Source organism: Cupriavidus sp. DF5525, from assembly GCF_040149425.2.
Classification (GTDB): domain Bacteria; phylum Pseudomonadota; class Gammaproteobacteria; order Burkholderiales; family Burkholderiaceae; genus Cupriavidus; species Cupriavidus pickettii_A.
In genome coordinates this window covers 3,090,468-3,117,139 of the sequence record NZ_CP168265.1, presented here as the reverse complement: position 1 = coordinate 3,117,139, position 26,672 = coordinate 3,090,468, and the positions used below count along the sequence as shown (strand labels likewise).

The following is a 26,672-nucleotide window of genomic DNA, read 5'->3' as shown; positions in this document are numbered from 1 at the left end:
AGCCTGCACATACCAGCCCGCGCGCCGCTGCGCGCGGGCTTTCTTGTTTCTGCCCCTGACCATGACCCAACGCGTCCGCACCCGCTTTGCGCCGAGCCCGACCGGTTTCATCCACCTCGGCAATATCCGCTCCGCGCTCTACCCCTGGGCCTTCGCCCGCCGCATGAAGGGCGACTTCATCCTGCGTATTGAAGACACCGACGTCGAGCGTTCGTCGCAGGAAGCGGTCGACGTGATCCTCGAGAGCATGGCCTGGCTGGAGATGGATATCGACGAAGGCCCGTTCTACCAGATGCAGCGTATGGACCGCTATCGCGAAGTGGTCGCGCAGATGGTCGAGGCTGGCCTGGCCTACCGCTGCTACATGAGCACGGCAGAGCTGGACGCCCTGCGCGAAGCCCAGCGCGAGCGTGGCGAGAAGCCGCGCTACAACGGCTTCTGGCGCCCCGAGCCGGGCAAGGTCCTGCCCGAGCCGCCGGCCGGCGTCGATCCGGTGATCCGCTTCAAGAATCCGATCGGCGGCAGCGTGGTGTGGGACGACGCGGTCAAGGGCCGCATCGAGATCTCAAACGACGAGCTGGACGACCTGGTGATCGCACGCCCGGACGGTACGCCCACGTACAACTTCTGCGTGGTGGTGGACGACCTCGACATGAAGATCACCCACGTGATCCGCGGCGACGACCACGTCAACAACACGCCGCGCCAGATCAACATCATCCGCGCGCTGGGCGGCACGCCGCCGGTCTACGCTCACCTGCCGACCGTGCTCAACGAGCAGGGCGAGAAGATGAGCAAGCGCCACGGTGCCATGGCTGTGACGGGCTATCGCGACGAGGGCTACCTGCCAGAAGCCGTGCTGAACTACCTGGCGCGCCTGGGCTGGGCCCACGGCGATGCCGAGATCTTCTCGCGCGAGCAGTTCGTCGAATGGTTCGACCTGGAGCACCTGGGCAAGTCGCCCGCGCAGTACAACCCCGAGAAGCTGGCCTGGCTCAACAACCACTACATCAAGGTCGGCGACAACCAGCGCCTGGCCACGCTGACGCAGCCGTTTATCGAGGCGCTCGGCGGCAAGGTGGAAGGGGCCGACCTGGTCGGCGTGGTGGCGCTGGTGAAGGACCGCGCCAATACGCTGAAGGAAGTCGCGCAGGCCGCGCTGCTGTTCTATCGCGGCGAGCCGCAGCCTGACGCCACCCTCAAGGCCGAGCACCTGACGCCGGAGATCCAGCCCGCGTTGGCCGCACTGGCCAGTCAGCTTGCCGCACTGCCCGAGTGGAAGCGCGAGGCTATCAACGCCACTTTCAAGGCCGTGCTGGCCGAGTTCGGCCTGAAGATGCCCAAGCTTGCGATGCCGGTGCGCCTGCTGGTGGCGGGGCAGTTGCAGACGCCGAGCATCGACGCGGTGTTGGAGCTGTTCGGCCGCGACACGGTGCTGCGCCGTCTGGCCGCAGGCGCGTAAAAAAATCCTGCAAAAGTCCGGCCGGGGGCTTGCGCTCCTGGCCGGACTTGCGCATAATCTCGTTCTCCCTGCAGCGCGGTCCCTAACCAAGCGGGCTGGCGGATCCGCAAGGATCCTCGCGAATCTCCGAGCAGATTTAATGTGAAGAGAAAGCGAAAAAGTTAGAACGGGAGCTTGCAAAGATTAGCGGTTGATATATAATCTTGGCTTCGCTTGAAACGGTAGTTAAGTCAGGCGAAAACAAAGCAAGTTGCAGTAAATGGCAGTACCATGGGGCTATAGCTCAGCTGGGAGAGCGCTTGCATGGCATGCAAGAGGTCAGCGGTTCGATCCCGCTTAGCTCCACCAAGATTTCGGAGTCATCCAGGCAGTATCGGGTGGCGCCAGACGGAACGTGTTGAAAAACAAGTTTCTGTCCCCTTCGTCTAGAGGCCTAGGACATCACCCTTTCACGGTGAGTACAGGGGTTCGAATCCCCTAGGGGACGCCATAACAAGCAGGGCGTAATCAGACGCCCAGCCAGTCGTCAAAAAGTGAATGCTCGAGACGGCGCCGACTAAGGAGTGGTAGTTCAGTCGGTTAGAATACCGGCCTGTCACGCCGGGGGTCGCGGGTTCGAGTCCCGTCCACTCCGCCAAAACTAAACCCGCATGGTTAATCACCATGCGGGTTTTTCTTTTAGGGTGAGGGATTATGTCGTTAATCGCCGTGGAAGCAATAAAAAGTATTGCATCCGTTGCGAAAATCGCTATATAATCCTGTCTTCGCTGCAAATGCTGCGCTAAGCAGTAGGCGGGGAAGGTGTTCCAGCAGTACCGGATACGGGGCTATAGCTCAGCTGGGAGAGCGCTTGCATGGCATGCAAGAGGTCAGCGGTTCGATCCCGCTTAGCTCCACCAAGAAATTCGGGAAGCATCGAAAAGAAGCTTCCCGGGCGCGAAAAAGCCTGCTACAATAGCCGACTTTCCAGCGCAAGACAGAAAACGCGTTGAAAAACAAGTTTCTGTCCCCTTCGTCTAGAGGCCTAGGACATCACCCTTTCACGGTGAGTACAGGGGTTCGAATCCCCTAGGGGACGCCATAACAAGCAGGGCGTAATCAGACGCTCAGCCAGTCGTCAAAAAGCGAATGCTCGAGACGGCGCCGACTAAGGAGTGGTAGTTCAGTCGGTTAGAATACCGGCCTGTCACGCCGGGGGTCGCGGGTTCGAGTCCCGTCCACTCCGCCAATTTGAAACGCCCGCGCAAGCGGGCGTTTTTATTTTCAGGTCCAACTGCTATGGCAGCGAACTGCACCAAAGCTAAACCCGCACGGTTATCCGCCATGTGGGTTTTTTCTGCCTCAGTTCTCAGGATTCGCGCTGACCCGCGTGAAATACCGCACCAGCAGCACACCCGCAATCGCCAGGCTCACGCTGTTGGCCAGCCAGAAGCCAGCCGCGCCGCGCGTAAACGCCGGCAAGCCGTCGATCAGCCCGAACCCCAGCATATAGCCGCCGCCCAGGCCGATGCCCCACAGCGACCCGGCATAGATCAGCGTGGGAATCAGCGCGATCTTGTACGCACGCAGGATAAAGGCCGTCATCACCTGCACGGCGTCGAAGGCCTGGTAGAAGGCAACGAACAACACCAGCGGCAGCGCCGCCGCGACCACCGCCGGGTCGCTGGCGTAGGCGTGCAGCACCGGCTCGCGCAGCAGCCACAGTAGCGCCCCGGTCAACATGGCCAGCCCCGCCGCCAGCCGGATGCCGCGCCAGGCGAGCCGGCTGGCGCCGGCCAGGTCGCGCGCGCCGATATGCTGGGCCACCAGCGTCGAGGTGGCGATCGCCAGCGACAGGGGCAGCATGTAGGCCACCGCGCCTAGGTTGGCGATGATCTGGTGCCCGGCGAGCGTGACCGTCCCCAGCCGCGTGATAAAGATCGACATCAGCGTGAACGAGGTGATCTCGATCAGGTAAGTCAGGCCCATCGGCACGCCAAGGCGCAGCAGCGCGCGCAGCGGCGCGGCCGCCGGCCAACTCCAGGTATCGAAGATGCGCAGTGGACGATAGGCGCGGCTGTAGCGCAGGATCAGCAGCCCGGCGATGCACCAGGCCCAGCTGATCAGCGTCGAGGCCAGCCCGCAGCCGGGTCCGCCCATCGCCGGCACGCCCAGCCCGCCGTGGATAAACCAGGCGTTGAGCGGCACCTTCAGCAACAGGCCGCCGATCTGCAGCACCGTGACCATGAGCGGGCGCGACAGCGCATTGTTCAGCGCGGAATAGATGCGGAAGCCCAGCGCCGCCGGCAGCCCGAAGGCGCCGAAATGCAGGTAGGTGGTGGCCTTGTCGACCAGTTCCGGCGAAGCCTTGGAAAGGGCAAGCAAGGGCGCCGGGAAGGCCAGCAGCAGCACGCCGGGAATCGCCAGCGCGGCGCCCAGCCACGCGGCCTGGCGCACTTCCGCGCCGATCGCCTCGACCCGGCCTGCGCCATAGAGCTGGCCCGCGATGGGCGCGAGCGCCTGCAGCACACCCATCAGGCTGATATAGATCGTGATGTAGATCGAGCCGCCCAGGCCCACGGCCGCCAGGTCGGTGGCCGAGGCGCGGCCCGCCATCACGGTATCGATGACGCCAAAGGCGATAACGGCCAGTTGGCCGGCCAGCACCGGCGCGGCCAGGCTGCCAATGCGGCGGAGGTCTTGGAGCAGGGTCATTCAGGCTCGGCAGGCTTGGTCAGGGCACGATCCCGGGCCCCTGCGGCCGCCTGCGGCCGGGTTGGTTCGACGGCGCTACTGATGCTATTGGCGCTACAGGCGCTGCGGGACGTGTCGTGCGAGTCGTTGAATCAGGGCTGGCGCGGCAGGCGGCGCCGAGGCAGGTCGGGGCGCGGATGGATGGCACGCGCGGTATCGACCAGGCGATACATGCGGAAGCGCTCGTCGCGGTCCGCGGGGCGGCGGCCTTCCCAGATCAGCCGCCATTCGAAATGCGAGATATTGCCCGGCTCGCCATAGTCCACCGAGTCATGGCGCAACAGCACATCGCAGCCATCGCCCGGCCCGCCGAAGCGGATATGGCCGAAGTAGGCAAACGAAGCCAGCTGCGCGTCGCCCATGCGGATCGGCTGCACGCACTGGTAAGCGGGCGGCAGCGCCATCGCCGCGGCCTGTGCCACGTCGCGATAGGTCTTGCCGTAGTTGATCGACGGCAGCCACAGCGTCATCGCCATCACCCACATCAGTGTGGTGCCCGCTGCGGAAATCACCACCGGGCGCCAGATCTGCTTGGGCGCGCGCGACAGCCGCCAGCGCACGATCAGCACCCAGGCGGCGGTCGCGACCAGCGCGAACAGCACCGCCGCGACGGTGAATTCATGCTGGTAGCCGGGCAACTGGCGGAAGATGTTGCGCGCGATGCGCGGCGGCCAGCCGGTGGTCTTGGCGACCCACATAAACCAGACCGTGCCGCCGAAGATGGTGAAGAACAGCAGCGCGAACCAGTCGATCGCGTTGATCACGCCGCGCGCCAGCGTGGGCAGCGCAAACGCGGCCAGCACCGCCATCGGCGGCAGCAGCAGGATGAACTGCACGTCGCCGGCGCTGCGTTGCAGGAACAGCAGCACCAGCACCGGCAGCAGCAGCGCCAGCGGCATCGCCACGTGGGGCGCGCGGCGCATGCCGGCCCATGCGATCCAGGCCCAGCCCGCGATCGGCCACACCGGCCACGCGTACAGGAACAGGTTGCGCATGTTGAAGCCGAAGGTCTGCATGTTCGGCGAGCCATAGCTGCGGCGATCGTAGCGCGACCACTCGCGGATAAAGGTGACCGCCTCGTTGCGGTCGGCCGCGCCGAAGTAGGTCGCGGTCAGCCACGCCAGCACGATCAGCAGGGCGAGCGGAATGCCGATGGCGAACAGGCGCTGCCACGGCAGCGGTCGGCACACCAGCGCGCAGACCACGGTGCCGCCGAGCATCGCCAGCGGCAGCAGCGGGCCGCTCGCCAACGCCAGGCCACCGAGCGCGGCGCCATAGATCAGGCTGCCCTGGATCGGCTTGTCGAGACTGCGCACCATGCCGTACAGCGCCAGCGCGATAAAGGCGACCTGGCCCACCTGCGGCGTGGTTTCGTGGCCGCGCATGGCCAGGCCCACGCAGGCGAGGAAGATCAGCAGCGCGCCGTCGGCAAGCGTACGGCCGTAGTCGCGCGCGTTGGGCTGGCCGCCGAAGGCATAGGCAAAGGGCTGGACCTCGTCGCGCCGGCCCAGCAGGTAGGTGGTGTACCAGATGCAGGCGCAGGTTGCGAAGAAGAACAGCGCGGTGGCCAGCCGCGCGGCATCGGCCGCGCCCAGCCAGCCGCCGAAGCCGCGGATCATGATTGCGCCGATCCAGAACACCAGCGGGCCGTCCTCGCTGTACGGGCGCCCGGCGATATTGGGCATCAGCCAGTCGTGCAGGCCGCCAGTGGCCAGTTGCCACATCACGCCGAAGCCGGCGGCATCCTCGTTCTTCCACGGGTCGCGGCCGAACAGGCCGACCAGGCCGTAGATGATGCAGATCGCCAGCAGCAGGGCGCGCGGCAGTGCGCCGGTCGCGGCAGCGGTCAACTGGACGGGTGAGGTGTTGGCTTGACGCATCGATGCTCGGGTCGGGCCGGGGCGCAATGGCGCGAAGGCCACAGTATCGCGCATGCGGCGGCCGCGCGGGCCGTGGCATGGCGTAGAGGCCTCACGGGCGTGAGGGAAATCTGATTGGTACTGCGGCGCCAGCCGTCATGGCAGGCACCAAAGCAAAAGAGGCAGCCGATGCTGCCTCTTTGCTGGTTCGCGGGGCCTCGGAGTATCTGTCCGCGGGCCGCGCGAAGCGGGGTTCGCCGAAAGCGATTACTTTGCAGCCTTGCCCAGCTTGTTGCCGAACTTCTGGCGGAACTTCTCGACGCGGCCGGCCGTGTCCATGATCTTCTGGGTGCCGGTGTAGAACGGGTGCGATTCCGACGAGACTTCGATCTTGGCCAGCGGGTATTCCTTGCCGTCCTTCACGATCTTGTCCTTGGTCTGGATGGTCGAGCGGGTGATGAAGCTGAAGTCGCTGGACATGTCCTGGAACACGACTTCGCGGTAATTCGGGTGAATGCCTTCTTTCATGATGAGTCCTTTCTGGTTGGGTAGCCAGTCCGTTGCAATCCGCTGATTCTCTGCCGAGGGCACGACGCGGCGACGAACGAACCACTTGCCGGTAACGGGCAAACTGGAATTATGGCAGAAAAGCAAAGACTTGGGGAAGGGGCTCAAGCATATTGCTACGCGCTCTCAAGCACATGGGATATAACTTTAGCGGCACATCGAGGCGGGGTCTTGCCGGTAGAAGGATGCCAGCGACTGGTATATCACTGGCCAGTGCCGCGCCAGGCCGGCGGGCTCGACAAAAAACGCCTCAGACGTCACTGCAAAGAACTCGCTCGGCGCCTCGCTGCCATATGGGTCGATGACGCGAAGCGCCGGCGGCAACCGCTCGGGATGCTCCCAGTCGGATTCCTTGCGTGCGTCCCACGCTTCGGCAAAGCGGTCGTATTCGGTCAGGAAGGTCTGAGCCCAGGCCTCGGCATCGATGTCCGGATGCAGTACGCGCGAGAAGGGCGGCACGCCGTCGGGCTCGCCGTCCAGCATGTCGAGCTTGTGGGCGAATTCGTGGATTACCACGTTGTAGGTGTCGGCCGGCAGTTCATGCTCGCTGTCGATGCCGCCGCCGGGCGTGTGCACGTCCTGCCAGGACAGGATCACCGGCCCGTGTTCCCACGCTTCGCCGCTGGCTTCCTCCACCACGCCATGCACCAGCCCGATCTCGTCCTGCTCGGTCCGGCGGATGATGAACTCGCCCGGGTAGAGCACGATGCCGTGCCAGCCGCGATACCACGGCAGCCCCAGCTTCAGGATCGGCACGCAGGCCTGCACCGCGACGCTGACCACCATCTCGTCGACCAGGGGCAGATCGTGCGCGGTGGAGTATTCCTTCTCGGCGATAAACAGCGTGGCCAGTTCGCGCAGCGCTGCCAGGTCTTCGCTGCCATAGCGCTGCACGAACGGCAGCGTGGCGACCGTGCGCATCCACAGCGCGTCGGGGATCGCGTAGTGCTCCAGCTTGCGGGCCCTGGAGCGGGTGCGCAGGAATGAGGTCAGTTTGCCGAGCATGGTCCAAGCGCCGGTGCGGTCGGGCGCGCAGGGAAATCATCAGGCAACAAAAAAGCGCGCCATGGCACGCCTTCCTGTCCGCCTTGCGGCGATGTTGCAGCGAGGGCTTTAGCCGCCTCTGCGCATCATATCGAAAAACTCCGCGTTGTTTTTCGTGGCCTTCATCTTGTCCATGATGAATTCCATCGCCTGCACTTCGTCCATGTCGGAGATGAACTTGCGCAGCACCCAGATCTTCTGCAGGATTTCCGGCTTGATCAGCAGTTCTTCGCGCCGTGTGCCGGACTTGTTCAGGTTGATCGACGGATAGACGCGCTTCTCCGCGAGGCGGCGCTCCAGGTGCACTTCCATATTACCGGTGCCCTTGAACTCTTCATAGATCACATCGTCCATGCGGCTGCCGGTTTCGATCAGCGCGGTGGCGATGATGGTCAGCGAACCGCCTTCTTCCAGGTTGCGCGCCGCGCCGAAGAAGCGCTTCGGGCGCTGCAGCGCGTTGGCGTCCACACCGCCGGTCAGCACCTTGCCCGAGGCCGGCACCACCGTGTTGTACGCGCGCGCCAGGCGCGTGATCGAGTCCAGCAGGATCACCACGTCACGCTTCAGTTCGACCAGGCGCTTGGCCTTCTCGATCACCATTTCGGCAACCTGCACGTGGCGGATGGCCGGTTCGTCGAAGGTGGACGCGACCACTTCGCCGCGCACCGAACGCTGCATCTCGGTCACTTCTTCCGGACGCTCATCGATCAGCAGCACGAACAGGTCGGCTTCCGGATGATTGTTGGCGATCGCGTGTGCAATGTGTTGCAGCATCACGGTCTTGCCGGATTTGGGCGAGGCCACCAGCAGCGCGCGCTGGCCGCGGCCGATCGGCGCGATCATGTCGATGATGCGGCCGGTGATGTTTTCTTCCGCCTTGATATCGCGTTCGAGTGTGAGCGGCCGGTTCGGGTGCAGCGGCGTCAGGTTCTCGAACATGATGCGGTTCTTGACCGCCTCGGGCGGGTTCCCGTTGACCTTGTCCACCTTCACCAGCGCAAAGTAGCGCTCGCCGTCCTTGGGCGTGCGTACCTCGCCTTCGATCGAATCGCCGGTATGCAGGTTGAAGCGGCGGATCTGCGACGGGCTGATATAGATATCGTCCGTGCTGGCCAGGTACGAAGTCTCCGGCGAGCGCAGGAAGCCGAAGCCGTCAGGCAGAACTTCCAGCGTGCCGTCTCCGAAGATGGTTTCGCCCATCTTGGCGCGCTTCTTCAGGATCGCAAACATCAGTTCCTGTTTGCGCATCCGCTGTGCGTTGTCGATCTCGAGCGTAGCCGCCATTTCGAGAAGCGCAGACACGTGAAGCGATTTGAGTTCTGTCAGGTGCATAGACGAGGGGTACAGATGGCCCGGACGGGCGAGACCTAAAGGGAAGGGGGAAAAATGAGCGAACGCTCGGGGAGTTGTTGGTGGCATCTTAGCACAATCCGACCGGTGCGCCAGGGTGTGGCGCACGCACGTCGGATCGCGACAAAAACCGGAACGCCTGGGTCGGGTTCCGGCGCGCAGCTTACAGGTTGCCGTCGAGGAAGGCGGTCAGTTGCGACTTGGACAGCGCGCCGACCTTCTGGGCCGCGACCGCGCCGTTCTTGAACAGGATCAGCGTCGGGATGCCGCGGATGCCGAACTTGGCCGGCACCTGCTGGTTTTCATCGACGTTGAGCTTGGCGACCTGCAGCTTGTCGCCGTAGTCCTTGGCGACTTCGTCCAGGATCGGCGCGATCATCTTGCAGGGGCCGCACCATTCGGCCCAGAAATCGAGCAGGACGGGCTTGTCGGACTGGAGGACGTCAGCGTCGAAGGAGGCGTCGCTCACATACTTGATTTGTTCGCTCATGGCGGAAAACCTCTGGTTTCGCTTTTTATGTTGAAGGCTGGGCCGAACCGTTACCTTACACGAGATTGCGCGGACCCGTCGGGCGACCCCTTTGCCGCCTTTCTGGCAGGCTAGGGAGGCCGCTGCCGCGCCCGGTGCTGTCGATATGTTACCAGTTTGCCGATTTTCAAGACGGCCCTGGCAAGGCGGCTGAAAAGCCGCCGGCAACGGGATGAATTCTGCTGCAATCCGGCAATTCGTTGAAATGCTTATTTTCAATGGCGTCGAGAGATTCGGGCAATCGGGGCGGGTGTGCCATCGGATGCACTTGAAGCGCTCAGCACGTTGTGATGAATCCGCGTGGCGGGCGCGTAGAATAGAAGCGGTCCGCGGCGCCTGTGTCCGCATGGCGCGCGCCGCGGACCAATCTTGCGCCCCGCGTCACTGACAAGGTCATCGATATGAACACCGATCCCCGCAAGCCTTTGCAGCAGCCCGAGCCCGAGTCCGGCCAGGGGCCGGATGTAGACCACCTGAGCGATGCGCTGGACCATATCAGCAGTGCCGTCGAGACCAACAGCATCGCCAGCGGTGCGGCCAAGGGCCTGGTCTACAGCATCATCGAAACCCTCGGCACGCTGGTGGGCGATCCGGACCTGCCCGAGCATGCGCGCTCCGGTTATGAAGGCCTGCTCGAGACCGCGCGCGAGATCCGTGCGCGCCTGGAAGGCGGCCCGCACTGAGCGCCGCGCGCTTGCTTCGCATTGTTTTCGCCGCCTGCCGCGCCGGCAGGCGGCGACCCTGTATTTTTTTCGTTGCTGCCTGACACCTTCTCCGACCGACGCAGTCCCCGCAGCCATGCCGGACTGCGGCCCACGCGCCCCGCTTGCGCCAAATGACGTCGCTACGCTTTCGCCCTGGCCCTGATTTCCTCGACCAGGCGGCTGCCGCTGCCTGGTATCTCCTCGACCGCTGCGGCGCGCCCGAGGCCGGCGCGCACGTGGTGGTGCCTACCGCCGCGCAGATCCCCGGCGTGCGCCAGGCACTGGATGCAGCCGCGCGCGCCGCGGGCCGCCCGCGGCTGCTGCCGCGCGTGCTGACGCTGGGCCACTGGCTGCTTGACCTGCCGCCCGACGGCACGCCGGTGCGCAGCCATGCCGCACGCCTGCTGGCGGTGCAACAGGCGGTGCGCGGGCAGGACTGGCTGCGCCGTGCCTTCGGCGCGCAGAACGAGACCGCGGCGTGGGGGCTGTCGCAGACGCTGCTTGCGATTTGCGACGAACTCAATGCGCGCTGGCTTGAGGACGCTGCCATCCGCGACGACGAGATCGATGGCGACGACCGCGCCGGGTTGCTGCAAGGGGCGCTGGAGCGGACCTATTCGCACCTGTCGGAGCGCTTCCTCGGCGAAGAGGCGCGCATCGTGCTGGCATTCTGGCAGGCGTTGTCCGGGCCGGACGATCCGCTGCCCGCGCGGCGCCGCGCCTTGCGCGAGCTGTCGCAGCAGCTGCGCGGCCCGGTGATCTGGATCGCCCCGACGCCGCCCACGCCGCTGGAAGCCGCGTTCCTGCGCGATGCCGCCGAGCTGGTGCCGGTGATGCAGGTCGGCTATGACTGGACCGGGCAGGGCGAGACGGATGCCGACTGGTACCAGACGCTGCTGGCGCTCTGGCCGGAAGCGCAAATCGCCAACGACACCGACAACGCCGAAGCCGCATCACCGCTCCCCGCCATGCCCGCGCTGCCGCCGCAACGACCCGCCATCCGCGTGGTCGGCAGCGCGCGCTTCGAGGATGAGGCCGCGGCCGCCGCCGCGCAGCTGGTGCAGTGGCTCAACGAAGGCCGCCGCAATGTCGCGCTGGTCGCGCACGACCGCGTGGTGGCACGGCGCGCGCGCGCCTTGCTGGCGCGCGCCGGTGCGCCGGTGCGCGACGAGACCGGCTGGAAGCTGTCCACCACGCGCGCCGCCGCCGCGCTGATGCGCTGGTTCGACCTGCTGGTGCGCGACGGCGATACCGCCGCGCTGCTCGACCTGCTCAAGAGCCCGTTCTGCCTGCCGGATGTTGCCAAGCGCGGCTTGGCCATCGCGCTGCTGGAGCGCCAGGTACGCCGCGAAGGCATTACCGGCGGCTGGGCGCGGCTGCGCCAACTGTTCGGCAGCGAACCGACAACCGTGCCGCAAGCGTCTGCCGAAGAGGAGGACGCGGGCGAAGCGCCACGCAGCGCGGCACGCGGACTGATCGCCTTGCTCGCCGACGAGGCCGCGCGCTGGCCGCGCGGCCTCGCCCAGCATCCGCTCGCCACCTGGCTGGAACGGCTCGACGGCATGCTCGACACGCTTGGCATGCGTACGGCGCTGGCCGCTGACGATGCCGGCAGCCAGCTGCTCGATGCGCTGGCGCGGCTGCAGGAGCTGCCGCAGGACGAGACCGGCGGGCATGCCACGCTGTCGCAGGGCGAATTCCGCGCGATGCTGGCGGCGCTGCTCGAATCGGTCGCCTATAAAGAGCCCTCGGCCAGCGGCCCGGCGCGCATCACCATCCTGCCGCTGAACGGCGCACGCATGCGTCGTTTCGAGGGCGTGGTGATCGTCGGCTGCGATGACGCGCAGCTGCCGTCCAGTGCCGCCGAGCTAATGTTCTTCTCCAACCAGATGCGGCGCGAGCTGGACCTGGAAGACCGCGAGGCCCGCTTTGCACAACAGGCGCGCGACCTCGCCGAAGTGCTGTTGAACAACGCCGACGTGGTGATGACGTGGCAACGCTACGGCAGCCGCGGCGAACCGCACCATGTGTCGGGCTGGATCGAACGGCTGGCGGCGTGCTGCACGCGCAGTGGTGTCAGCATCGAGGCCAACGCCGCACCGCAGGCGCACGAGACGTTTGCCGATGTCCGCGGCATGCCGGCGCCCGAGGCCGCGGCGGAGCTGGTGCCGGTGCGCTGGAGCGCGCAGGCCTACAACATGCTGCGCCGCTGCCCGTACCAGTTCTTTGCCGGCCGCATGCTGGGCCTGGCCGGCCTTGAAACGGTCAGCGACGAGCTGGAGAAGCGCGAGATCGGCGAACACCTGCATCGCGTTCTGCTGCGCTACCACAAGGATCTGCAGGCGCGGCGCGAGCGCGGCGAGACGCTCTCTGAAGCGCAGCGCCTCGCGCGCCTGCGCGAGATCTCCGACGACGTGTTCGGCGCGCTGATGGCCGAGGACGGCAATGCCATTGCCTACTACCGGCGCTGGCGCGAGGTGATGGCGTCCTACGTCGCCTGGCAGTCCGCGCGCGAGGCCGAGGGCTGGTTCTGGCGCGGCGGCGAGCTCGACGCGGGCATCGACCTGCCAATGCCCGACGGCCAGCCGCTGCGCCTGACCGGCCGTATCGATCGGCTCGACCAGGGCCCGGACGGCGCGCACGCCGTGCTCGACTACAAGACCCAAAGCGCCACCCGGCTCAAGCGCAAGCTGGCCGAAGTCGAGGAAGACTGCCAGTTGCCGTTCTACGGCCTGCTGCGGGCTGACGCGGTCGGCGGCAGCTGGGTCTCGCTGGAGGGCGCCCGTGAAGGCACCCCGGCCGCGCAGCGCGAAGTCGGCCTGCCCGATTTCGAAGCCGCCGTCACCTGGCTGGAACGGCAGATGCGCAACGACGTGATGCGCCTGCGCCAGGGCGCGAAGCTGCCCGCGTTCGGCGATGCCTCCGCCTGCCTGTATTGCACCGCCCGCGGCCTGTGCCGCAAGGGCTTCTGGGAATCCACCGCCGTGCCGGTGCTGACATCATGATGGTCCACGATCCACTCCACGCCCAGGTCCAGCCCTACCAGCGCGACGGCAACCCGGTTTCCGAGGCCGAGTTCACACGCGCGGCCTGCGACCCCGCCCGCTCGGTCGTGGTCGAGGCCTGCGCCGGCAGCGGCAAGACCTGGCTGCTGGTGGCGCGGCTAGTACGCCTGCTGCTGGCCGGCGCCGCGCCGCACGAGATCCTGGCGATTACCTTCACGCGCAAGGCCGCGGAAGAGATGCGCGACCGCCTGCTGGAAGTGCTGGCCCAACTCTCGCGCGACAGCGATGAGGACGTGGTCGCCGCGCTGGTGCAGCGCGGCCTGACCCCGGAGGCCGCGCGCGATGCGCTGCCACGCGCGCGCGGCCTGCACGCGCAGGTGCTGGCCGCGCCCGGGCGCATGGCGATCGACACCTTCCACGGCTGGTTCGGCACACTGCTGCGCGGCGCGCCGCTGGCGTCGGGCATCGTGCCGGGCGCGGCATTGCGCGAAGACGCGCTGCGCATGAAGCGCGAAGCCTGGGCCCCGGTCTGGCGCGCGCTAGCCACGCCGCAATACGAAGACCTGCGCGCCGCCTGGGAAACGCTGGTTGATACCGTCGGCGACTTCCAGGCGCGCGCGCTGCTAGACGCCATGTTCCACGCGCGTAGCGAATGGTGGGCGATGCAGGAGGGCGGCGACCCGATGCAGGCGCTGTCCGATTGCCTCGGCGAAGACGCGCAGGGCGACGTCCTGCTGCAGGCGCTGGCCGACGAAGGCTGGCGCGATGCCTGCGAAACGCTGGCGCTGCGCCTGGGCGCCGGCGGCAAGACCGAACAGACCCACGCCACCCGCATCACCGATGCGCTGATGGCGATCACTGCCTGGCGCGAAAGCGGCGCCCAGCCCGGCAAGGCGTGCGAGCGCGTGTTCGCGCAGCTGCGCGCCGCGTTCTTCACCACCGCGGGCGAGCCGCGTTCGCTGCGGCGCACCGCCGCGCTGGTCAAGGCCGCCGGTGGCGAAGGCATGGTCGATGCGCTGATGGACGAGCATGCGTCGATCTGCGCAATGCTCGACGATATCAGCGCGCGTTGCTGCGAGGCCGCGGTGCTGGCGATCAACAAGGCGCTGTTCTGCATCGGCGACGCGCTGCTGACGCGCTACCAGCAGCACAAGCACGATCAGCGCGCGATGGACTTCGCGGATCTCGAATGGCAGGCCGCGCGGCTGATGTCCGACGAAGAGACCGCCACCTACCTGCAGGTGCGGCTCGATGCGCGCTACCGCCATCTGCTGCTCGACGAGTTCCAGGACACCAACCCGCTGCAATGGCGCATCCTGCAGGGCTGGCTGGCCGGTTATGCCGGTTTGGGCGAGCGGCCGACAGTGTTCCTGGTCGGCGACCCCAAGCAGTCGATCTATCGCTTCCGGCGTGCCGATGCACGCCTGTTCGGCGCGGCCGGCGAGATGCTGCGCAGCGCGTTCGGCGCCACCGTACTGCGCACCAACCGCACGCGGCGCAACCGTGCTGAAGTGCTGGACTGGGTCAATGCCGTGTTCGATGCGGCGCGCACCGAGGGACGCTATCCGCTCTACGAGACCCAGACCTCGGCGCTTGCCGATGGCGGCGGCCCGGTCTGGCTGCTGCCGCTGGTGGAACCGGAGGACAAGGCGGAAGCGTCCGTGGACGACGCCGACGACGCGCAAGCCGAAGAGGCATCGGCCCATCGCGACACCCTGCTGCAGCCACGCCGGCAGGCCGGCGATTCGCTGCGCCTGGAAGAAGGCCGGCGCGTAGCCGCGTGGCTGCGCCAGGTGCGAGACAACGTGCCGGTCCACGAAGGCGGCACGACCCGTCCCGCGCGCTGGAGCGACATGCACCTGCTGGTGCGCCGCAAGACCCATCTGGCCGACTACGAGCGCGCGCTGCGCGAGGCCGGCATCCCGTGCCTGAGCCCCCGCCGCGGCGGGCTGCTGGCCACGCTCGAAGCCCTCGACCTGTCGGCGCTGCTGGCGTTCCTGATGACGCCGGAATCGGACCTGGACCTCGCCCACGTGCTCAAGAGCCCGCTGGTTGGCGCCACCGATGATGACCTGGTAGCGATGGCGCAGATCGAAGGCGAGGGCAGCTGGTGGTCGCGGATCGAGGCAGGTGGCCTGCCTGAACACGTGTCGGACGCGCTGCGCGAAGGCGTGCCGCGGCTGCGCCAGTGGCTGCGCATCGCGCCGCACCAGCCGGTGCATGACCTGATCGACCAGATTTTCCATGGCGGCGAAGTCCGGCGGCGCTATGCCGAGGCCGCGCCGCCCGATATCCGCGAGCAGGTGCTGGCCAATCTCGATGCCTTCCTGAAGCTGTCGCTGGACCTCGACGGCGGCCGTTATCCGAGCCTGCCAAAGTTCATCGACGAACTGCAGGAAATCCGCCGCGGCGACGAGGGCGAAAGCCCGGACGAAGGCGGCATGGGCGAGAGCGCCGAAGACGTCGAGCCGGCCGAGGACGATCCCGCCTATGCCGGCCTCGATGCGGTCCATATCCTGACCGTGCACGCGGCCAAGGGGCTGGAGGCGCCGTTCGTGGTGCTGCTGGACGCCAACCACAGTGAGCCCGCCGCGGACAAGGGCGGCATCCTGGTCGACTGGCCGCCGTCGTCGCCGGTGCCACGGCATTTCTCGGCCTACGGCAAGCGCAGCGAGCGCGGGCTGGCGCGTGCGCCGCTGTTCGAGGCCGAGGTGGCGCTCACCGAGCGCGAGAACTGGAACCTGCTGTACGTGGCCATGACGCGCGCGCAACAGGGCCTGCTGGTCAGCGGCGTCAAGGGCCGCGCCAGCCGCAGCAGTTCAGGCGATGCCAATGCCGAGATCGCAGGCAGCTGGTATGTGCGGCTGCAGGCCGCCGGCGTCGGCGAGATGGTGCCGGCCTATCCCGGCGAACAAGCCGATGCGCAGAACCGCGCTCCGACGCTTGCGCGCCTGAGCGAGCCGGTGCGCTTCACCGATTTCCGGCTGCGCTACCGCGATGCGGTCGACGAGGGCCAGTCGATTGCGTTCGAGGAAGAGGGCGCGCCTGAAGCCGAGGACGACGGCATCGTCTTCAACGCCGCAGCCGCGCGCCACGGTGAACTGGTGCACGCGCTGCTCGAGCGCCTGACCCGCTATCCGGAAGCCTTTGCGGGCGTTCCGGACATGGATACGGTGCTGCGCTGGTTCCCTTTGTCGGGCGCGCACACCGAACAGGCACGGCAGGCGTGGCGGCAACAGGTGGAAGAGGCGGTGGAGGCGGTAGGCGCAATGCTGCAAGCACCTGCGCTCGCACCGCTGCTGACGGCGGGCGAGGCGCGCAACGAAGTCGAACTCTATGATGCGCGCGGCCGGCTGCTGCGTATCGACCGGTTGGTGGAATTCGAGGACCGCGTGGTGATCGTCGACTACAAGCTGCGTCTGCTGCCGCAGGAGCATGCCGCCTATCGCGCGCAGTTGGGCCGCTATGTGGCGGCGGTCGCGCCGATGTTCCCGGGCAAGCGCATCGAGGCCGGCGTGGCCACGGCGGACGGCGAGTGGATTCCGGCCGAGCGCCTGGTGCAGCCCATGCTGGCACAGCAAGGCTCGTTGTTCTGAACGGATTGTGCGCCGGACAGGGTGGAAAAATCGGCGCAAAATGGGCCTTGCGGCGCACGGCCGCCGGCCCGCTGTACTAAAGTGACAGGGACTGCGCTGCAAGCGACGAAACGCGTGCCGGATCCGATGGGTATTGCGAAGGTGGGGGAGGGTACTGCAAAGGGGAAAGTAGAGGTGGACGAGCCTGACCCTCGGCACTGGCGGAAAACGGCTGTGGCTGCTTCGTTCCCGACCTGACCAGGTTGACCGCGCCACCATGCGAGGAGGCCCGTCCGAGCGGCATTGTAACCCAGACCGGCAGGTCCCGTCGAATTTGCCTTTGCCTCGGTGGGTCGTTGGGCGCGGCGATGCAGCGGCTTGATCTTGCGCAGGCGGGCCAGGCCACTGTGGCCTGACCATGACAGGCCGCCGCGGGCAGCGCGGCGCAGCGCGCAGGCAAGTGCGTGCAGAAACAACGATCCACCCAACCCGCACAGCGTGGTGAGCCAAGACATGAACGCAAACGACCAGATCATTCGCGGTGCCATGGCGCCGCAGGAAATCTCCACCGAAGTCCTGATCGAGAAATACGCCAAGGGCGAAGAGCGCACCATCTCCGATGTCAGGCAGCGCGTCGCGCGCGCGCTGGCGCAGGCCGAGCCGGAAGACCAGCGCGAGGCCTGGAGCGCGCGCTTCCTGTGGGCACAGGAAAACGGCTTCGTGCCGGCCGGGCGCATCAATTCAGCGGCCGGCACCGGCATCCAGGCCACGCTGATCAACTGCTTCGTGCAGCCGGTGGGCGATTCGGTGTCCGAGCCACGCGAAGGCCGCCCCAGCATCTACACCGCGGTGGCGCAGGCCGCCGAAACCATGCGCCGCGGTGGCGGCGTGGGCTATGACTTCTCGGCGATCCGCCCGGCCGGCGCGCTGGTGCGCGCCACGCATTCGCGCGCGTCGGGGCCGGTATCGTTCATGAGGGTGTTCGATGCATCCTGCGCCACGGTGGAATCCGCCGGCGCGCGCCGCGGCGCGCAGATGGGCGTGCTGCGCTGCGACCATCCCGATATCGAGAGCTTTATCCACGCCAAGGACAAGGGCGACCTGAGCAACTTCAATATCTCCATCGGCGTCACCGACGAATTCATGCAGGCGGTGCAGGCCGACGGCGAAGTCGAGCTGGTGCATGAAGCCGAGCCCGGCGCGGACATGATCGCCGCCGGCGCCTATCGCCGCGACGACGGCCAGTGGGTCTACCGCCGCGTGCCGGCGCGCCACCTGTGGGACCAGGTCATGCAGGCGACCTACGACCATGCCGAGCCTGGCATCCTGTTCCTGTCGCGCATCAATGCCGACAACAACCTCTATTACTGCGAGCGCATCGAGGCCACCAACCCCTGCGCCGAGCAGCCGCTGCCGCCTTACGGCTGCTGCTGCCTGGGCTCGATCAACCTGACGCGCTTCGTGCGCCAGCCGTTCTCGTCGCAGGCCCAGTTCGATTTCGATGCCTTTGCCGAGGTGGTGCGCGTGGCCACGCGCATGCTCGACAATGTGCTCGCCGTGACCTTCTGGCCGTTGCCGGAACAGCAGGCCGAAGCCCACGCCAAGCGGCGCGTTGGCCTGGGCTTCCTTGGCCTTGGCAGCGCGCTGGTGATGCTGGGCCTGCGCTACGACACCGAACCGGCGCGCAAGCTGGCGGCGCAGATCGCCGAACGCATGCGCGACGAGGCCTACCTGGCGTCGACCGAACTCGCGGTCGAGAAGGGTGCCTTCCCGCTGTTCGATGCCAACGCCTACCTGCAGAGCGGGTTTGCCAGCCGGCTGCCCGAGACCGTGCGCGACGCCATTGCGCGCCATGGCCTGCGCAACTCGCACCTGCTGTCGATCGCACCGACCGGCACCATCACGCTCGCCTTTGCCGACAACGCCTCCAACGGCATCGAGCCGGCGTTCTCGTGGACCTATAACCGCCGCAAGCGGATGCCGGACAACAGCTACCGCAGCTTCGAGGTGGCGGACCACGCCTGGAGGCTCTACCGTCACATGGGGTCTGATATGGCGCAGTTGCCGGACGCGTTCGTCACCGCGCTGCAAATGTCGGCGCTGGATCATATGCGCATGCTGGAGGCGGTGCAGCCCTATATCGACACCAGCATCAGCAAGACAGTCAACGTGCCGGAGGACTACCCGTATGAAGCCTTCCGCAATCTTTACCTCGAGGCGTGGCAGGCCGGGCTCAAGGGCCTGGCGACTTACCGCCCGAATTCCGTGCTCGGCGCCGTGCTGTCGGTCGAGGCGCCGACAGCGCCAGCCGCGGCAGTGGCCGACGACAACCCGCTGGTGCGCCCCTTCAACAGCCGGCCCGTCGGCGACCTGGAAGGCGTGACCTCCAAGGTCGAGTACCTGACCTATGAAGGCCACAAGACCGTCTACCTGACTGTCAATTTCATGCGCGTGGCCGGCGTGGTCGAAGGCAAGCCGGTGGCGATCGAGCGCCCGGTGGAGTTCTTCATGCCGGCGGGGCAGCGCAGCGAGGGCCAGCAGTGGATCACCTCCACCATGCGGCTGCTGTCGATGGTGGCGCGCTCGGGCGGCTCGGTGGCCAAGGCGCTGGCCGACATGCGCAACGTGGTGTGGGACAAGGGCACGGTGCGCTACGGTACGCTGGTGCGCCAGGATGGCACCGAGGTGCCGCGCTTCCATGACTCGGAGGTGGCTGCGCTCAGCTATGCGCTGCAGCGCATCCTGATCAAGCGCGGCTTCCTCGATGCCGAGGGCGGGCAGGTGCCGGTGGCGGCGCTGGCTGTGCGGCTGGCGCAGCGCGAGGGCGGCACGGCGGCGCTTGCCGCCGAAGTGGACGCTGGCGTCCAGGCCGGCGCCGGGGTGGTCACACCTGGCGTCGGCACCGGCAAGCCGTGCCCGGAGTGTGGCGCGCACGCCCTGCACAAGGTTGACGGCTGTGCGAAATGCGCCAATTGCGGCTACGTGGGCGAGTGCGGCTGAAGCCTGCGGCGGGGCCCTGGCGGCTGGCTTCCCTGGCAAGCAGCAAAGTCCGGGGCCCCGGCAGGCTCCGGGCGGTCGCCATTTGCTACAATCGCCGCCATGAGTTATCAAGTTCTAGCGCGCAAATGGCGCCCCAGGGATTTCACCACGCTGGTCGGCCAGGAGCACGTGGTCCGCGCGCTCACGCACGCGCTGGAACAACAGCGGCTGCACCATGCCTACCTGTTCACCGGTACGCGCGGGGTCGGCAAGACCACGCTCTCGCGGATCCTGGCCAAGGCCCTGAACTGCACCGGCCCTGACGGCAACGGCGGCATTACCGCGCAGCCGTGCGGCCAGTGCAAGGCCTGCACCGAGATCGACAGCGGCCGCTTCGTCGACTACATCGAGATGGACGCCGCCTCCAACCGCGGCGTCGACGAGATGGCGCAACTGCTCGACAAGGCGGTCTACGCCCCGGGCACCGGGCGCTTCAAGGTCTACATGATCGACGAAGTGCACATGCTGACCAACCACGCCTTCAACGCCATGCTGAAGACGCTGGAGGAGCCGCCCGGGCACGTCAAGTTCATCCTCGCCACCACCGATCCGCAGAAAATCCCGGTCACGGTGCTGTCGCGCTGCCTGCAGTTCAACCTCAAGCAGATGCCGCCCGGGCATATCGTTTCGCACCTGGACCATATCCTGGCGCAGGAAGGCATTGGCCACGACGGCAATGCACTACGCCTACTGGCGCAGGCCGCGCACGGCTCGATGCGCGACGCGCTGTCGCTGACCGACCAGGCCATCGCCTACAGCGCGGGCCAGGTCTCCGAAGAGGCGGTGCGCGGCATGCTGGGCGCGATCGACCAGGGTTACCTGGTGCAGTTGCTCGACGCGCTGGCCGCCGAGGACGGCGCCGCCATGCTGGGCATCGCCGATGCCATGGCCGACCGCAGCCTGTCGTTCGCCGGCGCGCTGCAGGACCTGGGCTCGCTGCTGCACAAGGTGGCGCTGGCGCAGGCCGTGCCGGCCTCGGTGCAGGACGAATGGCCCGAAGCGGACGATGTGCGCCGCCTGGCCGGCGTGTTCGATGCGCAGGAAGTGCAGCTGTTCTACCAGATCGCCAACCTCGGCCGCAGCGAGCTGGCGCTCGCGCCGGACGAGTACGCCGGCTTCACCATGACGCTGCTGCGCATGCTGGCGTTCCGGCCGTCGTCGGCGCCGGAGCCGTCGCCAGTGTCGGCACAAGGGCAGGGCGGCGCCGCGCCTTCGCGTCCGCGCAGCGCGGCGCTGGCGGCCGGGCCTGCCGAAACCCGTCATGCGACCGCCGCGGCAAGTCCCGTCACGGCGGCCCCGGCAGCCCCGGCGACGGCAGCGGCGATGCCCGCCGCGGCAAAACCCGTCGCGCCGGCACCCGCCGCACAGCCGCAACCGGTCGCCGAACCCGCCGCGCCGGCACGCCCTGCGCCTGACGTTGCCATGTCGCCGGCACGCGCCGCGCTGGCTGCCGCACGCCAGGCCTCCGCCGCCCGCGGCGGTGCCCGCAACGCGCCGCCACCGGCCATGCCGGCAGCGCCCGCCGCCGCGCAGCGCCCGCCGGCCCAGCCCTTGCGCGCGCCCGGCGCCGCGGCAGTAAGCCGCCCGGCAGCGCCGACCGCCAGGCCGCCGGCCCAAGCATCTGCACAGCCTGCCCCGCCACAACCGTCCGCGCCTGCCGCAAGGCCCGCGCCGAAGCCTGCCGCGCGCCAGCCCGAACCGGAATCGGTGCCGCCATGGGAAATGGCAGGCGGCAGCGATGTGCCGCCGTGGGAAGACCTGCCGCCCGACCTGCCGGTCATCGGTCCCTATGACAGCGACCCGGGCTATAGCGACAACGGCTTCAGCGAACCGGTTGTGCGTGCCGCCCCGCGCAACGGCGCGGCACGGCCAGCAAGCCCGGCCGCGCGTGAAGCCGAGCCGGTGCGCGAAGCCGCCCAACCCGCGCCCCCGCCCGAGCCCGCCAAGTACGTCGCCCCGCGCCCGCCCGCAGCCGGCGAAGACGGCACGCCGCCGGTCTTCAGCGGCGAATGGCCGGCACTGGCCGCCGGCCTGCCACTGAAGGGCCTGGCGCAGCAACTTGCCTACCAGAGCGAACTGACACAGGTGGTCGGGCGTACCTTCCACCTGCGCATCCCGGTCGCGGCCCTGGGCGAGAACGGCGTGGCCGAGCGGCTGCAGCAGGCGCTGTGCGACCACTTCGGCGAGCCGGTGCGCGTAGCCTGCGAAGTGGGCGGAGTCTCGGTCACCGCGGCGGCGGCTGATGCCGAGGCCCGTGCCGAGCGCCAGCGCCAGGCCGAGGCCGTGATCGAGGCCGATCCCTTCGTGCAGGGGCTGCTGCGCGACTTTGGCGGTCAGATCGTGCCCGGTTCGATCCAGCCGCGCGCCGCCTGACCGGGCCCGCGCAGACCGCAGGCACTTGCCTTACCGAATTTCCACCACCGAATTTCTTACCGAATCCAGGAGCGTCCCATCATGATGAAAGGTCAACTCGCCGGGCTGATGAAGCAAGCCCAGCAGATGCAGGAAAACATGAAGAAGATGCAGGAGCAGCTGGCCCAGATCGAGGTCGAGGGCCAGTCCGGCGCCGGACTCGTCAAGGTGGTCATGACCTGCAAGAACGACGTCAAGCGCGTGACGATCGACCCCAGCCTGATGGCCGAGGGCGAAGATAAGGAGCTGCTGGAAGACCTGGTCGCCGCCGCCTTCAACGACGCCGTGCGCAAGGCCGAAGCCACCACGCAGGAAAAGATGGGGTCGATGACCTCGGGCCTGCCGCTGCCCCCGGGCTTCAAGCTGCCGTTCTGAAGACTACCGTGAAGGCTTCGTCGCCCACCTCGCTGCAGGCACTGGTCGAGGCGCTGCGGGTGCTGCCCGGCGTCGGGCCCAAGTCCGCCCAGCGCATGGCCTACCACCTGCTGCAGCACGACCGCGAGGGCGCGCGCAAGCTGGGCGACGCATTGCGCGGCGCGGCGGACCATATCCGCCACTGCGAACGCTGCAACACCTTCACCGAGCAGGAGATCTGCGCGACCTGCCTGGACGACCGCCGCGACGGCTCGCTGCTGTGCGTGGTGGAAACGCCGGCCGACCAGGTCATGATCGAGCAGACGCTGACCTACCGCGGCAAGTACTTCGTGCTGATGGGTCGGCTGTCGCCGCTGGACGGCATCGGCCCGCGCGAGATCCACCTGGACCGGCTGCTGGCGCGCGCCACCGAGCCGGAACTGGGCGGTCCCGTCGGCGAAGTCATCGTCGCCACAAACTTCACCAGCGAAGGCGAGGCCACCGCCCACTACATCGGCGAAATGCTGAAGGCACGCGGCCTGAAGGTATCGCGCCTGGCGCGCGGCGTGCCGGTCGGCGGCGAGCTGGAATACGTCGACGCCGGCACCATCGCCCGCGCGGTGATGGACCGCCGCAACCTCTGAGCCGGGTCGCGCGGGGCTGCACGCCCGCGCGCCATTCATCGGAATTCTCCGCCTCCCTGCCTGCCCAATGAACCTGGCCCGCTTCGATCTCGTCACGCTTGGCTTGTTCGTGGCCGTGGCCCGGCAGGGCAGCATCTCGGCCGGCGCGCGCCAGTCGCACCTGGCCGTGGCCGCCGCCAGCAAGCGCATTTCCGACCTGGAAACCGCGGTGGGCGCGCCGCTGTTCTTCCGCCATGCCGCGGGCGTGCAACTGACCGAGGCCGGGCAGGCCTGCTTCCACCACGCACTGACCATCCTGCAGGACGTCGAGCGCATGGCCGGCGTAATGTCGGACTATGCCTCCGGCGTGCGCGGGCAGGTGCGCGTGTGTGCCAACACCTCGGCGATCACGCAATTCCTGCCGGACGACCTGGCGTCGTTCATGCAGCACCATCCGACCATCCGCATCGAGCTGGAAGAGCAGAACAGTCGCGACATCGTCGCCGCGCTGGTCGAGAACCGCGCCGACGTCGGCATCTTTGCCGACCGCACCCCTGCAGCCGGGCTGATGACGATCGAGTACCGGCAGGACGAGCTGGTCATCATCACCCCACCCAACCATCCGCTGGCCGCGCGCGGCCCCGTGCGCTACGCCGATACGCTGGAATTCGACTTCGTCAGCCTGCCGCAGGAGACCTCGCTGGCCGCGCGCCTGCTCGAGGAGAGCAGCCGGCTCGACCGGCCGTTCCGCCTGCGCATCCAGGTGCGCAGCTTCGACGCCATGTGCCGCATGGTGATGGCCGGGCTGGGCGTGGGCGTGCTGCCGCGCATCGCCGCAGAGCCGCACGTCAAGTCGATGGGCTTGTCGCTGGTGTCGCTGCAGGACGCCTGGGCGCGTCGCTCGCTGCTGATCGGGCTGCGCGACCCGGCCGGGCTGACGGTGTCGGCGCGGCTGCTGATTACCCACCTGTGCGGGGACCGGGCGCCGTTCTGACGCCCGGGCGCTGAGGCGCCCTCTGGAGCCTTTCGCGTTCCGAGAAAGCCCGCTTCACCGATTGCCGATTCCTAGCGGGCTCCCCGCTGGGGCACACTCCGTTCCATGCCAAGCGCGGCGCGCCGGGCTCCCAAGCCCGGCACCAGCTGCCGCACTGCAACAAAACACAGCATCGCACGGAGACACCCCATGGCGCAACAGATCCTCGAGGGCATTCGCGTCCTCGAACTCGGACAACTCATCGCCGGCCCCTTCGCGGCCAAGACCCTGGCCGACTTCGGCGCCCACATCATCAAGGTGGAGCCGCCGGGGCAGGGCGACCCGCTGCGCAAATGGCGCATGCTGCACGAAGGCACTTCGGTCTGGTGGGAAGCGCAGTCGCGCAACAAGGAATCGATCTGCATCGACCTGCGCCAGCCGGAAGGCCAGGCCCTGGTGCGCAAGCTGGCAGCCGAGGCCGACGTGCTGATCGAGAACTTCCGCCCCGGCACCATGGAGAAATGGGGTCTGGGCTGGGATGTGCTGCATGCCGACAACCCGCGCCTGATCATGCTGCGCGTGTCGGGCTACGGCCAGACCGGCCCGAAGAAGGACGAGCCGGGCTTTGCCGCGGTGGCCGAGGCCATGGCCGGCCTGCGCCACCTGACCGGCGAGCCGGGCCGCGCCCCGGTGCGCGCCGGCCTGTCGCTGGGCGACACCATCGCCGGCCTGCACGGCGCCATGGGCGTGCTGCTGGCGCTGTATCAGCGCGATGCGCGCGGCGGCGAGGGCCAGGTCATCGACGTGGCGCTGTACGAGTCGCTGTTCAACCTGAGCGAAAGCCTGCTGCCGGAATACTCGGCCTTTGGCGCGGTGCGCCAGCCCGCCGGCGGCGCGCTGCCAGGCATTGCCCCGTCCAATGCCTACCCCTGCGCCAGCGGCGAATACGTGCTGGTGGCGGCCAATGGCGACGCCATCTTCAAGCGCATGATGCTGGCCATCGGCCGGCCCGACCTGGCCGACGATCCGGCGCTGGCGCAGAACGATGGCCGCGTGAAGCGCGTCGACGAGATCGATGCCGCCATCGCCGACTGGACCCGCACGCAGACGGTGGAATCGGTGTTGGCGGTGCTGCGTGAGGCGCAGGTGCCGTCGGGCCGCATCTATACCGTCAAGGACATTGCCGAAGACCCGCACTACCGCGCCCGCGGCGTGATCGAGTCGGTGACGTCGGCCGGCGGGCTGACGGTCGAGGTGCCGGGCGTGGTGCCCAAGCTGTCGGCCAGCCCCGGGGCGATCCATGACCGCGCGCCGACGCTCGGCGAGCATACCAATGCGGTGCTGAAGCAGGCCGGCTTCGATGCCGCCGCCATCGCCGACCTGCGCGCGCGCAAGGTGATCGCATGAGCGCCGCCACCAGACTGAGCGGTCCCACCCGCGTCGAGATCAATGAAGTCGCGCCGCGCGACGGCCTGCAGATCGAGCCGGTGGTGGTGTCGACCGACGCCAAGGTCGCCTTCCTCGACGCGCTGTCGGCCTGCGGCTTTGCCCGCATCGAGGCCACCTCGTTTACCTCGGCCCGCGCCATCCCCGCGCTGGCCGATGCCGAGGCGCTGATGCACCGCATGCAGCGCCACCCGGGCGTGCGCTACACCGCGCTGGTCCCTAACCTGCGCGGGCTGGAGCGCGCGCTGTCGTGCCGGCCGGACGAGGTCAATCTGGTGATGTCGGTCAGCGAGACCCACAACCGCGCCAACCTGCGCATGACGCGCCAGCAGTCGCAGGATCAGTTGCTGGCGATGATCGACGCGGCGGGCGCCGCCGGCGTGCCGGTCAACGTGTCGCTGTCGACGGTGTTCGGCTGCCCGTTCGAGGGCGAGGTCGATGCCGGCGCGGTGATGGCACTGGCCACGCGCTTTGCCGAAGCCGGCGCGGCCGGCATCACGCTGTGCGACACCACCGGCATGGCCTACCCGAACCAGGTCGCCGCGCTGTGCGAGGCGTTCCATGAAGCGCTACCCGATGCCGGCCTGACCATCCACCTGCACAACACCCGCGGCATGGGCCTGGCCAATGCCGTGGCCGCATGGCAGACCGGCGTGACGCGCTTCGACGCGGCCGCCGGCGGCCTGGGCGGCTGCCCGTATGCGCCCGGAGCCAGCGGCAATGTCAGCACCGAAGACCTGGTCCACATGTTCGACTGCATGGGCGTCGAGACCGGCGTCGACCTGGGCGCGCTGCTCGACGTGGTCGCCGGCATGCCGGCGCTGGTCGGGCGCGAAATCCACAGCCAGTTGCTGAGCGCCGGCCCGCGCCTGCGCACGCACCAGCCGCCAGCTTGGCTGGCGGAGCACTTCGCCGGGCAGCCATAGCCTGTCGATCCCTGCGGCGACATTGCCGCGCCAATACAAGAACAAACGCATCCCTGAGAGATAACGGAGAC

Annotated in this window: 17 protein-coding genes, 6 tRNA genes and 1 other RNA gene; 17 read left to right on the top strand and 7 right to left on the bottom strand. The window is 67.8% G+C overall.

What is annotated here, in order from left to right; translation table 11 throughout:
* The first annotated feature begins 61 nt into the window (after positions 1-61).
* The 7 genes from gltX (at position 62) to ABNX08_RS14450 (ending at position 2,690) form a co-directional block, all read left to right on the top strand.
* Positions 62-1,462 carry a glutamate--tRNA ligase gene (gltX, locus tag ABNX08_RS14480; RefSeq protein WP_022535796.1) on the top strand — a complete coding sequence of 467 codons (1,401 nt, stop codon included), beginning with the start codon at positions 62-64 and terminating at the stop codon, positions 1,460-1,462.
* Positions 1,463-1,734: 272 nt separating this feature from the next.
* A tRNA-Ala gene (locus ABNX08_RS14475) sits at positions 1,735-1,810 on the top strand.
* A gap of 66 nt (positions 1,811-1,876) precedes the next feature.
* Positions 1,877-1,952, top strand: a tRNA-Glu gene (locus ABNX08_RS14470).
* 70 nt (positions 1,953-2,022) lie between these two features.
* A tRNA-Asp gene (locus ABNX08_RS14465) sits at positions 2,023-2,099 on the top strand.
* Between the two features lie 186 nt (positions 2,100-2,285).
* A tRNA-Ala gene (locus tag ABNX08_RS14460) sits at positions 2,286-2,361 on the top strand.
* A 106-nt stretch (positions 2,362-2,467) separates the two neighbouring features.
* Positions 2,468-2,543: transfer RNA gene (locus tag ABNX08_RS14455), tRNA-Glu, on the top strand.
* A gap of 70 nt (positions 2,544-2,613) precedes the next feature.
* A tRNA-Asp gene (locus tag ABNX08_RS14450) sits at positions 2,614-2,690 on the top strand.
* A gap of 113 nt (positions 2,691-2,803) precedes the next feature.
* Here ABNX08_RS14450 and ABNX08_RS14445 read toward each other — a convergent pair.
* The 6 genes from ABNX08_RS14445 to trxA form a co-directional block, all read right to left on the bottom strand.
* Positions 2,804-4,156 (bottom strand): MATE family efflux transporter, encoded by a 1,353-nt coding sequence (locus ABNX08_RS14445; RefSeq protein ID WP_022535795.1) that lies wholly within the window; start codon positions 4,154-4,156, stop codon positions 2,804-2,806.
* A gap of 131 nt (positions 4,157-4,287) precedes the next feature.
* The gene (locus ABNX08_RS14440; protein WP_022535794.1) at positions 4,288-6,075 is read right to left on the bottom strand and encodes a glycosyltransferase family 39 protein; all 1,788 of its coding nucleotides are present in this window, start codon (positions 6,073-6,075) and stop codon (positions 4,288-4,290) included.
* A gap of 246 nt (positions 6,076-6,321) precedes the next feature.
* Entirely contained in the window at positions 6,322-6,582 is a 261-nt protein-coding gene (locus ABNX08_RS14435) for a type B 50S ribosomal protein L31 (protein WP_010814268.1), read from the bottom strand.
* Positions 6,583-6,768: 186 nt separating this feature from the next.
* The gene (locus tag ABNX08_RS14430; protein ID WP_022535793.1) at positions 6,769-7,626 is read right to left on the bottom strand and encodes a M90 family metallopeptidase; all 858 of its coding nucleotides are present in this window, start codon (positions 7,624-7,626) and stop codon (positions 6,769-6,771) included.
* 108 nt (positions 7,627-7,734) lie between these two features.
* On the bottom strand, positions 7,735-8,997 hold the full coding sequence (gene rho / locus ABNX08_RS14425) for a transcription termination factor Rho (protein ID WP_022535792.1): 1,263 nt from the start codon (positions 8,995-8,997) through the stop codon (positions 7,735-7,737).
* Between the two features lie 181 nt (positions 8,998-9,178).
* Entirely contained in the window at positions 9,179-9,505 is a 327-nt protein-coding gene (trxA, locus tag ABNX08_RS14420) for a thioredoxin TrxA (protein ID WP_022535791.1), read from the bottom strand.
* 440 nt (positions 9,506-9,945) lie between these two features.
* Here trxA and ABNX08_RS14415 point away from each other — a divergent pair, with 440 nt between their 5' ends.
* From ABNX08_RS14415 to ABNX08_RS14405, 3 genes are all read left to right on the top strand, one after another.
* Positions 9,946-10,227: a hypothetical protein gene (locus ABNX08_RS14415; protein ID WP_022535790.1), complete on the top strand. Its 282-nt coding sequence runs from the start codon at positions 9,946-9,948 to the stop codon at positions 10,225-10,227.
* Positions 10,228-10,379: 152 nt separating this feature from the next.
* On the top strand, positions 10,380-13,253 hold the full coding sequence (locus ABNX08_RS14410; RefSeq protein WP_022535789.1) for a PD-(D/E)XK nuclease family protein: 2,874 nt from the start codon (positions 10,380-10,382) through the stop codon (positions 13,251-13,253).
* Positions 13,250-16,849 carry a UvrD-helicase domain-containing protein gene (locus tag ABNX08_RS14405; protein ID WP_041681097.1) on the top strand — a complete coding sequence of 1,200 codons (3,600 nt, stop codon included), beginning with the start codon at positions 13,250-13,252 and terminating at the stop codon, positions 16,847-16,849. The genes ABNX08_RS14410 and ABNX08_RS14405 overlap by 4 nt, the downstream gene beginning before the upstream one ends.
* 174 nt (positions 16,850-17,023) lie before the next feature.
* Here ABNX08_RS14405 and ffs read toward each other — a convergent pair.
* An RNA gene (gene ffs / locus ABNX08_RS14400) (signal recognition particle sRNA small type) lies at positions 17,024-17,122 on the bottom strand.
* 219 nt (positions 17,123-17,341) lie between these two features.
* On the opposite strand from ffs, the gene ABNX08_RS14395 reads away from it, so the two are divergent.
* The 7 genes from ABNX08_RS14395 to ABNX08_RS14365 all read left to right on the top strand — a co-directional run bounded on the left by ABNX08_RS14395 (position 17,342) and on the right by ABNX08_RS14365 (position 26,601).
* Positions 17,342-19,828, top strand: coding sequence for an adenosylcobalamin-dependent ribonucleoside-diphosphate reductase (locus ABNX08_RS14395; protein WP_022535787.1), 2,487 nt, complete (start codon positions 17,342-17,344; stop codon positions 19,826-19,828).
* Between the two features lie 99 nt (positions 19,829-19,927).
* Positions 19,928-22,240 carry a DNA polymerase III subunit gamma/tau gene (locus ABNX08_RS14390; RefSeq protein WP_022535786.1) on the top strand — a complete coding sequence of 771 codons (2,313 nt, stop codon included), beginning with the start codon at positions 19,928-19,930 and terminating at the stop codon, positions 22,238-22,240.
* Positions 22,241-22,321: 81 nt separating this feature from the next.
* A complete protein-coding gene (locus ABNX08_RS14385; RefSeq protein WP_022535785.1) occupies positions 22,322-22,654 on the top strand; it encodes a YbaB/EbfC family nucleoid-associated protein in 333 nt (110 codons plus the stop codon).
* Between the two features lie 8 nt (positions 22,655-22,662).
* Positions 22,663-23,277, top strand: coding sequence for a recombination mediator RecR (recR, locus tag ABNX08_RS14380; RefSeq protein WP_022535784.1), 615 nt, complete (start codon positions 22,663-22,665; stop codon positions 23,275-23,277).
* Positions 23,278-23,344: 67 nt separating this feature from the next.
* Complete coding sequence (locus ABNX08_RS14375; protein ID WP_022535783.1) at positions 23,345-24,250, top strand: LysR substrate-binding domain-containing protein; 906 nt, start codon at positions 23,345-23,347, stop codon at positions 24,248-24,250.
* Positions 24,251-24,439: 189 nt separating this feature from the next.
* Positions 24,440-25,636: a CaiB/BaiF CoA-transferase family protein gene (locus ABNX08_RS14370; RefSeq protein WP_022535782.1), complete on the top strand. Its 1,197-nt coding sequence runs from the start codon at positions 24,440-24,442 to the stop codon at positions 25,634-25,636.
* The gene (locus tag ABNX08_RS14365; protein WP_022535781.1) at positions 25,633-26,601 is read left to right on the top strand and encodes a hydroxymethylglutaryl-CoA lyase; all 969 of its coding nucleotides are present in this window, start codon (positions 25,633-25,635) and stop codon (positions 26,599-26,601) included. The genes ABNX08_RS14370 and ABNX08_RS14365 overlap by 4 nt, the downstream gene beginning before the upstream one ends.
* Positions 26,602-26,672: the final 71 nt, after the last annotated feature.

Excerpts from the sequence above, each read along its gene's own strand:
- ABNX08_RS14405 (WP_041681097.1), top strand. The coding sequence starts at position 13,250 with ATGATGGTCCACGATCCACTCCACGCCCAGGTCCAGCCCTACCAGCGC.
- rho (WP_022535792.1), bottom strand. The coding sequence starts at position 8,997 with ATGCACCTGACAGAACTCAAATCGCTTCACGTGTCTGCGCTTCTCGAA.
- ABNX08_RS14430 (WP_022535793.1), bottom strand. The coding sequence starts at position 7,626 with ATGCTCGGCAAACTGACCTCATTCCTGCGCACCCGCTCCAGGGCCCGC.
- ABNX08_RS14365 (WP_022535781.1), top strand. The coding sequence starts at position 25,633 with ATGAGCGCCGCCACCAGACTGAGCGGTCCCACCCGCGTCGAGATCAAT.
- trxA (WP_022535791.1), bottom strand. The coding sequence starts at position 9,505 with ATGAGCGAACAAATCAAGTATGTGAGCGACGCCTCCTTCGACGCTGAC.
- gltX (WP_022535796.1), top strand. The coding sequence starts at position 62 with ATGACCCAACGCGTCCGCACCCGCTTTGCGCCGAGCCCGACCGGTTTC.
- ABNX08_RS14375 (WP_022535783.1), top strand. The coding sequence starts at position 23,345 with ATGAACCTGGCCCGCTTCGATCTCGTCACGCTTGGCTTGTTCGTGGCC.
- ABNX08_RS14415 (WP_022535790.1), top strand. The coding sequence starts at position 9,946 with ATGAACACCGATCCCCGCAAGCCTTTGCAGCAGCCCGAGCCCGAGTCC.
- ABNX08_RS14435 (WP_010814268.1), bottom strand. The coding sequence starts at position 6,582 with ATGAAAGAAGGCATTCACCCGAATTACCGCGAAGTCGTGTTCCAGGAC.
- ABNX08_RS14445 (WP_022535795.1), bottom strand. The coding sequence starts at position 4,156 with ATGACCCTGCTCCAAGACCTCCGCCGCATTGGCAGCCTGGCCGCGCCG.
- ABNX08_RS14395 (WP_022535787.1), top strand. The coding sequence starts at position 17,342 with ATGAACGCAAACGACCAGATCATTCGCGGTGCCATGGCGCCGCAGGAA.
- ABNX08_RS14440 (WP_022535794.1), bottom strand. The coding sequence starts at position 6,075 with ATGCGTCAAGCCAACACCTCACCCGTCCAGTTGACCGCTGCCGCGACC.
- ABNX08_RS14370 (WP_022535782.1), top strand. The coding sequence starts at position 24,440 with ATGGCGCAACAGATCCTCGAGGGCATTCGCGTCCTCGAACTCGGACAA.
- ABNX08_RS14385 (WP_022535785.1), top strand. The coding sequence starts at position 22,322 with ATGATGAAAGGTCAACTCGCCGGGCTGATGAAGCAAGCCCAGCAGATG.
- ABNX08_RS14410 (WP_022535789.1), top strand. The coding sequence starts at position 10,380 with ATGACGTCGCTACGCTTTCGCCCTGGCCCTGATTTCCTCGACCAGGCG.
- ABNX08_RS14390 (WP_022535786.1), top strand. The coding sequence starts at position 19,928 with ATGAGTTATCAAGTTCTAGCGCGCAAATGGCGCCCCAGGGATTTCACC.